The sequence below is a fragment of the Rhodococcus huquni genome, from assembly GCF_055231055.1.
In genome coordinates this window covers 1-9,294 of the sequence record NZ_JBUYWE010000022.1, presented here as the reverse complement: position 1 = coordinate 9,294, position 9,294 = coordinate 1, and the positions used below count along the sequence as shown (strand labels likewise).

Here is a 9,294-nt window from a genome sequence, read left to right as displayed (position 1 = left end):
CTCGAACACCTTCGCTTCGTCACCACCGAACTCAACGAACGCCCCAGGGCGGCGCTAGGCTACCGCCCACCAGTCGAAAAGTTCGCTGAGCTCATCGGTGCATCCACCACTTGAAACCGCCTCACGCAAACCGGTGTGACATTCGTCGCGGGGGGTGGGCGTGAACCGCACTGGGCTCGCGACCCGGTGGTGGAGAATGGTGGCGGACCTATTTCTCGACGCCGATTGTTCACCGTCCGTCCACCTGACCGTGAGATAACGAGCGGACCGCACCACCAGTTCGTATGACGAAGGAATCCTGGATTGAAGCTCCACTCACAGTTCGATTCGGACAGCCCCGATTCCACTACCGCCCCACGTGTTCCCGAGGTGTATCTCCGCGCCGGATTCGCACCCCCGCCGCGCACCCTCTTCGACATCCTCACCGACACAGCGGCCGCTCACCCCGATGCCGCCGCGATCGACGACGGAACGACCACCCTCACCTACCAGGAACTCGTCACCGCGATCCAGGACGGCGCCCGATGGTTGGCCGACGCCGGCGTAGGAGCGGGCGATCGAGTGGGAATCCGGATGCCTTCGGGCTCGTACTCGTTGTACGTGGCGATTCTGTCAACCTTGGCCGCCGGCGCCGCGTACGTGCCCGTGGATGCCGACGACCCCGAGGAACGGGCCGAGTTGGTGTTCGGCGAGGCACAGGTGGCCGCCATCGTGACCGGTGACGGAGTACTTCCCGGCACAGCACCCGAGCGCAGCGAGACTCCTGCATTCCGGCCACCCACCCCGGACGACGACGCCTGGATCATTTTCACCTCCGGATCGACAGGCACGCCGAAGGGCGTGGCGGTCGATCACCGCAACGCGGCCGCATTCGTGGACGCGGAAGCGCGCATGTTCATGCAGGCCGATCCGATCGGTCCCGGAGACCGAGTGTTGGCAGGGTTGTCCGTCGCATTCGACGCGTCGTGCGAGGAAATGTGGCTGGCATGGCGCAACGGTGCATGCCTGGTGCCGGCACCGCGGTCACTCGTTCGCAGCGGCATGGATCTCGGCCCGTGGCTGGTGTCGCGAGACGTCAGCATCGTCTCGACCGTTCCGACCCTCGCCGCGTTGTGGCCTGCCGAGGCGCTCGAAGCGGTGCGGTTGCTCATCTTCGGCGGCGAGGCGTGCCCGCCCGAATTGGCCGAACGACTGGCAGTCGACGGCCGCGAAGTGTGGAACACCTACGGACCCACCGAAGCGACCGTCGTCGCCTGTGGCGCACTCATGGACGGCAAGAGTCCGGTCAGCATCGGGCTCCCCCTGGACGGCTGGGATCTCGCGGTCGTCGACGCCGACGGAAACCCGGTCCCCGTCGGCGAGGTCGGCGAGCTGGTCATCGGCGGGGTGGGCCTTGCCCGGTATCTGGATCCGGCCAAGGACGCCGAGAAGTACGCACCCATGCCGACTCTCGGGTGGGAGCGGGCATACCGCAGCGGAGACCTGGTTCGACTCGAGCTGGATGGGCTGCTCTTCCAGGGACGCGCCGACGATCAGGTCAAGCTCGGCGGCCGACGCATCGAACTCGGCGAGGTCGACAACGCTCTGCAGAACCTTCCAGGGGTGAGCGGCGCGGCCGCGGCCGTACGCAGGACCGGCGCTGGACACCAGATTCTGGTCGGGTATCTGGCCAGCACCGATCCGGAATTCGACCTTCGGGCAGCACACGCGACGTTGGCCGAACAGCTTCCGGCAGCACTCGTACCGCGCCTCGCGCTTCTCGACGAACTCCCGACGCGCACATCGGGCAAGGTCGACAGGAATGCGCTCCCCTGGCCGTTGCCTGGCACCGGCGAGGACGCAGCGGAGGCGCTCGGACTCGACGGCACTGCTGCCTGGGTCGCGGGCCTCTGGACCTCCATCCTCGGCGCCCGGATGAGCGGACTCGACGACGACTTCTTCGAACTCGGCGGCGGCTCACTGTCGGCAGCCCAACTCGTGACGGCTCTGCGCGAGTTCTACCCGGAAGTCACCGTCGCGCAGCTCTACGACCATCCGCGCCTGGGTTCCCTCGCCGATTACCTCGACGAACTCGCTCCCGCAGCTGTGGTGGAACAGCGCGATGTGACGCCCACTCCCCGAAGCAGTCAGATCGCGCAGATCGCGGCGACGGTTCCGCTGACCACACTCACCGGACTGCAGTGGGTCACGTGGCTCGCGCTCGCCAACAACGTCCTCTCCTGGTTCGTCGACGTGCCGTGGGCGCCGTCGGTGTCGTGGTGGTGGGTGCTGATCGCCTTCGTCGTCTTCATCACCCCGCTCGGCCGAATGTGCATCTCCGTCGCGGGTTCCCGGCTCCTGCTCCGCAATCTCGAACCCGGCACCTACGCACGGGGTGGCAGCGAACATCTTCGCCTGTGGACGGCGCTGCGTCTGACCGAAGCCAGTGGGGCGGCGAATCTGTCCGGCGCACCCTGGATGCTGTACTACGCAAGGGCTCTGGGCGCGAAAGTCGGTCAGGGCGTCGACCTGCACACGCTGCCGCCCGTCACCGGAATGCTGGACCTCGGCGACGGCTGTTCGGTCGAGCCGGAGGTCGATCTGTCCGGCCACTGGGTCGACGGAGATGTCGTCCACATCGGCGCCGTCAAGATCGGCGACGGTGCCACCATCGGCGCTCGATCCACACTGTTGCCCGGCGCCCGGATCGGACGGGGCGCCGTGGTCGACCCCGGCTCCGCGGTGTTCGGCCGAGTCAAGGCCGGTCAACGATGGGCCGGGTCACCTGCGGTGAAAGCCGGAAAAGCCAACAGCCGCTGGCCCGAGGAACACCCGAAGCGCGCACCGCACTGGGTGCCCATCTTCGGCCTGACGTCGATGGTGCTCGCAGGCATGCCGATCTTCGCACTGGTTGCCGGCATCGCTCTGATCGGCTGGGGTGTCAGAGACGCGGACACGATCGGATCCGCGATCCTTCGATCCCTGCTGTACCTGCCGCTCTCGACCCTCGTCAGCCTCGCCGTGTTCGCAGTGACGACGGTCATCGCGGTTCGACTCATGTCCATCGGGTTGCGGGAGGGATACCACCCTGTCCGAAGTCGTATCGGGTGGCAGGTGTGGGCAACGGAGCGGCTGATGGACTCGGCGCGTACGTTCCTGTTTCCGCTGTACGCCAGCCTTCTCACACCCGGATGGCTGCGGCTTCTCGGTGCGAAGATCGGTAAGGACGTCGAGGCGTCGACCGTGTTGCTGCTCCCCAAGTACACGACGGTCGCGGATGGCGCCTTCCTCGCCGACGACACGATGATCGCGAGTTACGAACTCGGTGGCGGATGGCTCCACATCGAACATGCGAAAATCGGCAAACGCGCATTCCTCGGCAATTCCGGTATGGCCGGGCCCGGCCGCCGGGTCCCCAAGAACGGTCTGGTCGCCGTCCTTTCTGCGGCACCCTCGAAAGCGAAGTCGGGCTCGTCCTGGCTCGGCAGTCCGCCCGTGCGACTGCGTCGCGCCGCCGGCACCGCCGATGCGACGCGAACGTTCGCGCCGCCGTTCCGGTTGAAAGTTGCTCGCGCACTGGTCGAGACGTGCCGGTTGATCCCGGTCGTGATCACGTTCGGAATCGGGCTCGGCGTTCTGTTCGCGCTCGAGGCCATGGCCTCGGGCGTCGGCTACTGGTTCGCGGCCTTGCTGAGCGGCGTCGTCCTTTTGGTGGCAGGCGCCGTTGCGGGAGCGATTTCCGTGGCCGCCAAATGGTCGGTGGTCGGCAGGATCGACAAGGTGGAGCACCCACTGTGGAGCTCGTTCGTGTGGCGAAACGAGGTGTCGGACGCTTTCGTCGAAACCGTTGCCGCCCCGTGGTTCGCACGCGCGGCTACGGGCACCGCAGTGCTCAACGTCTGGCTCCGCGGTCTCGGCGCCACCATCGGCAAGGGCGTCTGGTGTGAAACGTACTGGTTGCCGGAGGCCGACCTGGTGACTCTCGGGGACGGCGCGACCGTCGAGCGGGGGTGCGTTGTGCAGACGCATCTGTTCCATGATCGGATCATGGCCATGGACACCGTCACGCTGGGAGCCGGAGCAACTCTCGGTCCGCACTGTGTCGCACTGCCTGCCTCCGGTATCGGAGCGGGAGCGACGGTCGGACCCGCCTCACTGGTGATGCGAGGTGACACGGTGCCTCCGTCCACGAGATGGCAGGGCAACCCCATCGCTCCGTGGGCGAAGAATTGAAGGCCGGCAGGGTGGCGCCGGAGGCGCCGATCGACCCCTACCTCCCGCAGAACGGCAACCGTGGCTACCGGGTGTCCCGGTACGACCTCGAACTCGGTTACCGCGTCAACAGCAATCGGTTGACAGGCAAAGCCACGATCACCGCGGTGACCACCGAGGAGCGGCCACGATTCGCGCTCGACCTGGCCCAGAACCTCCAGGTCGCCAAGGTGACCGTGAACGGGTCGAGGGGCGTCAAGTGGTCCCACCATGGCGGCAAACTCGTCCTCACGCCGAGCAATCGGATCCCTTCCGGCGGTGCGCTCGTCGTCGCCGTGCAGTACAGCGGCAGCCCGCAGCCGATCCGCAGTGCCTGGGGCGAGGTCGGGTGGGAAGAACTCACCGAGGGTGCCCTCGTCGCCAGCCAGCCGAACGGCGCCGCGTCCTGGTTTCCCTGTGACGATCACCCGAGTTCCAAAGCCAGCTACCGGATTTCCATCACCACGGATTCGCCGTACTACGCCCTCGCCAACGGTGTCCTGCTCCGAAAGCAGACACGCGCCAGCCAGACCACTTGGGTGTACGAACAGACCGAACCCATGCCCAGCTACCTGGCCACCATTCAGATCGGCCCCTACCAGCATCGCAACGTGGGCTCGGGAAGCGTGCCGATCTTTGCGGTTCACCCCTCGCGTCTGCGGGCGGCGTTCGATGTGGACTTCGACGAACAGTCCGCAATGATGGACTTGTTCGTCGACCTGTTCGGACCGTATCCGTTCCCGCACTACACCGTCGTGGTCACCGACGACGAACTCGAGATTCCCATCGAGGCACAAGGTCTGTCGATCTTCGGCGCCAACCACTGCACCGGTAGACAACCCTCCGAGCGCCTCGTGGCACACGAACTCGCACACCAGTGGTTCGGCAATTCTCTGACCTTGCGCCAGTGGCGGGACATCTGGCTGCACGAGGGCTTCGCCTGCTACTCGGAGTGGCTGTGGTCGGAACATTCGGGCGGCCCTTCGGCTCAGCAGCTCGCCGTGCAGGCGCACCAGGGGCTCGCCCGTGCGCCGCAGGATCTCGTCGTCGCCGACCCTGGTCCGACCTTGATGTTCGACGACCGGATCTACAAGCGCGGTGCCCTCACCCTCCACGCATTACGTGGGCGGCTCGGCGACGAGAAGTTCTTCGCATTGCTGCGTGCGTGGGCCACCGACCACCGACACTCGAACGTGACGTCCGAACAGTTCACCGATCTCGCCGGCAGATACACCGATGAATCGCTACGCCCGCTGTGGGATGCCTGGTTGAGCGAGAAGGCGCTGCCGCCGCTCTGACCTGCGTCGGGTAATCCTGCGTGCCGCGCCGACGATGTACACAGCGGAAGGCAACGGACAACTCGGAGGACCGCATGATCGGCAACAGCACGAGGACGACCCGCACTCTCGCCCGCTTGGGGGCTTCAGCGGCAGCCGCAGTTGCTCTGACGGCGGCGGTGCCTGCCCTCGGGGTGGCCGAGCCTGCTCCGCCGGCACCTGCGCCCACGATCTTCGTCCCGTATTGCGAAGCGTTGCCGATGATCATGATCTACCCACCGCCGCCGACCCGGATCCAATGTCACACCGGATTCGGCGACTTCTTCGTCACGCTGCCACCGGGGACGCACTGGCCCTCCTGAGGCGACGACCTCAGTCGAGACTGGGCAGGTGCGAGCGCCACTTGGCCACCACGAGCGCGAGGCAGGCCAGTGCAGCGAGGACACCGAAGACGAACATCCGCGTGTAGGTGACAGCGGGGAACGTCTCCGACAGCACCGCCATCACGGCCGGAGCTGCGAAGCCGAGGTACGTCAGCGAGTAGAAGACGGCGGTGAGACCAGCGAGGTCGTTCGGGCCCGCAATTCGCTGGATCTCTTGAAGCCCGGAAACCAAGGCCATTCCGTAACCGAAGCCGAGAACCACCGCCGCGAAAAGGGCGATCGGGATCGTGAGCTGGTCCGCGAGCAGCCCGCCTGCCGCCATACCGGCCGCGACGAGAATCAGCGCGAGAACAACAGCACGTGAGTTGGCAGGGGTGTCGATCTTTCGACCGAGTGATTGGATCAGGAAGCCCGCGCCAAGGCCCACCACACACAGCAGCGCAGAGAACGCGACGGGCACCCCACCACTGTTCTCCGACATCAGCGCCGGGACCACCGCGTATGCGGCGGCAGCAGACCCGAAGACCCACGGAGCAACCGGCACCACGACATACAGGAACCGGCGGTGTCCTGCGGACGGAATCTTCAGGTCGTCCCACAACCTCGAACGCTCGCTCAGCGGTTGCGCACGCCTGGTCTCGGGTGCTTTCCAGAGCGCGAATCCGGCAGCCCCGGTCAGCGCGATGTGGACCAGGTAGGCCGTCGAGCTCGCCAACGGCCCCCACTGTGCCAAGACGCCTGCCACACCTGCTCCGAGGCCGAAACCTGCGGTCAAACTCATGGCGGCGCGGCGCGCGCCGGTACCGTCCGTTGCCGAAGGATCCCACGGGGACGTCGACAGTTCCTTCAACCAGCTACCGCCGACCGCCATACCGAGGCCGAGAGCGATGCCGCAGAGAATGCGGCCCACCACCAGCAGAGCCGCGGAATCGGCACCCACCGCAAGGAGTAACGACCCGACGATCGCGATGAGCGGAGCCGGCAACATGACCGGCCTACGTCCCACCCGGTCGGAGAGTGGACCTCCCAACAGCAGAGCAGGCACGATTCCGAGCACGTATGCGAACAGCAGGAAGTCCACGACGACGGGCGAGAAGCCGTGGTCGAGGCGATACATGACGAGCAGAGGAGTGAACTCGTTCCCGCCCCAGGCGACGGTGAACATGCTGGCGGCAACCAGCATCCAGGTGCGCTTGCTCGGGGATTTCGTATCGATCGGTCCTGTGGTCGCAATCTCGCGCAGTTCGGTCATCGCGCACCTCCTCTCGGTTCCAGTCCGTGTACTTCGTGCATGTGGGTGAGCAATGCGGCAGCGAATCCGTCCACATCACCTGCCGTCACCAGTTCCGCGAGCCGCGCATGGTCCCCGATGATTCGCGGGAATTGGCTGGGGTCGCGGGCGAGGGACCGTGCCGTCATACGGCGTTGCCGCTCGCGCAGTGTCGAATAGAAGGTGTCCAGGAGCGGATTCCCGCCGGCCTTGACGATCGTGCGGTGAAAATCTGCATCTGCAGCACTGAACGCGGCGACATCGCCCCGCTCCGCGATCTCACGCTGACCCTCGAGATTCGCTCGGAGTTCCTCGGCCAATGCCTTCGACGCCGCGGGACGAGCGACGACGTTCCGGACGCTCTGGGTTTCCACCATCTGCCTCGCATCGACGATGTTCTCCGCCTCGCCGTCGGCCACAGGTACGACCAGGGCCCCCCGCTTGGGGTACAGCCGCATCCAGCCTTCCGCTTCGAGACGGAGAAACGCTTCGCGCACCGGGGTGCGACTCAAGCTCATGCGCCCGGCGATCTCGCCTTCGCTTATCAACTCGCCGCCGGGCAGGTCGCCGGAGAGGATCGATTCCTTGACCTCTCGGTACACCTGCTCAGCAGCCGAATACAACATAGACACAAGATGTATTTATACGCCGTGACGGCGAGGCGATGCAAAGCATTCCCGATGCAAAACCCCAGTTCGTGACAGACTTCACAGGGTGTGAGCAGCGATGCAGACCATCCCCCGGGAGACCGTATGGACACCGCAATCACGACGCGCGCCACTCCGCACCGGGCGTTGCGCAGCATCTACGGCAGCCCGTCGGCCGAGGCGTTCTTGATCGTTGCGATCGGCACGATTCTGATCACAAGGCTCTACCTGTATCTCACCGACTATCCCCAAGTAGGCGGAGCTTCACTCCACATTGCGCATGCCCTGTACGGCGGGGCCGCAATGATGATCGCCCTGCTTGTCGGATGGATCTTCCTGGGAATCGGCGCCCGCATTCTGTCCGTACTTGTCGGTGGAATCGGCTTCGGTCTGTTCCTCGACGAGATCGGTAAGTTCGTAACTCCCGACAACGACTACTTTTACGGCCCCTCCGCGGAGATCATGTACGTGCTCGTCGTGGCCGTCCTGGTCACCGTTCGAGTGCTCCGAGACTTCAGACAGCCCACTGCCTACGAGTACTTGGCCAACGCTGCGGATATCGCCGCCGACTCGGTCGTCCACGGCCTCCCTGCTCACCGCCGGGCAACCGCCATCCGACTGCTCGACCATGCCGAACGGCTCGGCGCAGACGGACAAACCTGCAAGGGTGTACGGCAGCTCATCGACGCGGCCGACCACCGGAACGACCGACTGCACTCCGTGCTTCAGTTCGCCCCAAAGCTCATTCCCGGCTTCCTCAGGAGCAGATATTGGGTGCCGATTGTCGGCTGGCTGCTCGTGCTGGCCTCGTTCCTCGGGCTCACCTTCGGCATCGCCCAACTGGTCGCCGGCGGACTGCACATCGACAATGACGACACGAAGATCGACATAGACGAGATGGGTATCAGCAGTGGAATCCTCTTCGCCAGCGCAATCATCACTTTCTCGCTGGCATTACCGGCGATGCTCAAACTGCGACGTGGATCTGCACTCGGACCGCTTCGCGCATTACGCGTTGCTGCACTGACTTTCACGGCGCTCAACGCGCTCGTAGATTTCGCGACCGAGGGATTCGGCGCCCTCGTCGCCGTTGCCATCGGCATCTTCACAATGGCGATTCTTTCCTACCGGATCAATCTGCACTTGTCCGGAAATGCCTGAAGCCCCCCAACATTGTTGGGGGGCTTCAGTAACGGATGTTCGGCGGTGTCCTACTCTCCCACACCCTGTCGAGTGCAGTACCATCGGCGCAGAAAGGCTTAGCTTCCGGGTTCGGAATGGGACCGGGCGTTTCCCTCTCGCTATGGCCGCCGTAACTCTATGAAACTGTCACACACAACTTTCGACGAACACCTCACCACCAGCCACCACAAAAAATGTGGGGTGATCGATGGGGGTGGTTCGTTTCCAGTATCCGAAACACGTGTGTGTTGTTTCAGATACTGCACAGTGGACGCGTAGCTTCTTTGTGGTAAGTCCTCGGCCTA

General features: G+C 64.9%; 6 protein-coding genes and 1 rRNA gene. 4 read left to right on the top strand and 3 right to left on the bottom strand.

Annotation, left to right across the window (positions count from 1 at the left end; translation table 11 throughout):
* Positions 1-303 precede the first annotated feature (303 nt).
* The 3 genes from ACZI8R_RS21035 to ACZI8R_RS21025 all read left to right on the top strand — a co-directional run bounded on the left by ACZI8R_RS21035 (position 304) and on the right by ACZI8R_RS21025 (position 5,869).
* Positions 304-4,212 carry a Pls/PosA family non-ribosomal peptide synthetase gene (locus ACZI8R_RS21035; RefSeq protein ID WP_463381587.1) on the top strand — a complete coding sequence of 1,303 codons (3,909 nt, stop codon included), beginning with the start codon at positions 304-306 and terminating at the stop codon, positions 4,210-4,212.
* Positions 4,197-5,528 (top strand): M1 family metallopeptidase, encoded by a 1,332-nt coding sequence (locus tag ACZI8R_RS21030; protein ID WP_463381586.1) that lies wholly within the window; start codon positions 4,197-4,199, stop codon positions 5,526-5,528. Before ACZI8R_RS21035 ends, ACZI8R_RS21030 begins: the two co-directional genes overlap by 16 nt.
* 74 nt (positions 5,529-5,602) lie before the next feature.
* Positions 5,603-5,869 (top strand): hypothetical protein, encoded by a 267-nt coding sequence (locus ACZI8R_RS21025; RefSeq protein ID WP_463381584.1) that lies wholly within the window; start codon positions 5,603-5,605, stop codon positions 5,867-5,869.
* Positions 5,870-5,879: 10 nt separating this feature from the next.
* Here ACZI8R_RS21025 and ACZI8R_RS21020 read toward each other — a convergent pair whose 3' ends face one another.
* Together ACZI8R_RS21020 and ACZI8R_RS21015 are read right to left on the bottom strand one after the other, a co-directional pair.
* On the bottom strand, positions 5,880-7,142 hold the full coding sequence (locus ACZI8R_RS21020) for an MFS transporter (protein WP_463381583.1): 1,263 nt from the start codon (positions 7,140-7,142) through the stop codon (positions 5,880-5,882).
* Positions 7,139-7,786 (bottom strand): GntR family transcriptional regulator, encoded by a 648-nt coding sequence (locus ACZI8R_RS21015; RefSeq protein ID WP_463381582.1) that lies wholly within the window; start codon positions 7,784-7,786, stop codon positions 7,139-7,141. Before ACZI8R_RS21015 ends, ACZI8R_RS21020 begins: the two co-directional genes overlap by 4 nt.
* A gap of 126 nt (positions 7,787-7,912) precedes the next feature.
* Between ACZI8R_RS21015 and ACZI8R_RS21010 the strand changes: the two genes are divergently transcribed.
* Entirely contained in the window at positions 7,913-8,968 is a 1,056-nt protein-coding gene (locus ACZI8R_RS21010; RefSeq protein ID WP_463381581.1) for a hypothetical protein, read from the top strand.
* Positions 8,969-9,005: 37 nt separating this feature from the next.
* On the opposite strand, the gene rrf is transcribed toward ACZI8R_RS21010, so the two are convergent.
* A 5S ribosomal RNA gene (gene rrf / locus ACZI8R_RS21005) occupies positions 9,006-9,122 on the bottom strand.
* Positions 9,123-9,294: the final 172 nt, after the last annotated feature.

Excerpts from the sequence above, each read along its gene's own strand:
- ACZI8R_RS21020 (WP_463381583.1), bottom strand. The coding sequence starts at position 7,142 with ATGACCGAACTGCGCGAGATTGCGACCACAGGACCGATCGATACGAAA.
- ACZI8R_RS21010 (WP_463381581.1), top strand. The coding sequence starts at position 7,913 with ATGGACACCGCAATCACGACGCGCGCCACTCCGCACCGGGCGTTGCGC.
- ACZI8R_RS21025 (WP_463381584.1), top strand. The coding sequence starts at position 5,603 with ATGATCGGCAACAGCACGAGGACGACCCGCACTCTCGCCCGCTTGGGG.
- ACZI8R_RS21015 (WP_463381582.1), bottom strand. The coding sequence starts at position 7,786 with ATGTTGTATTCGGCTGCTGAGCAGGTGTACCGAGAGGTCAAGGAATCG.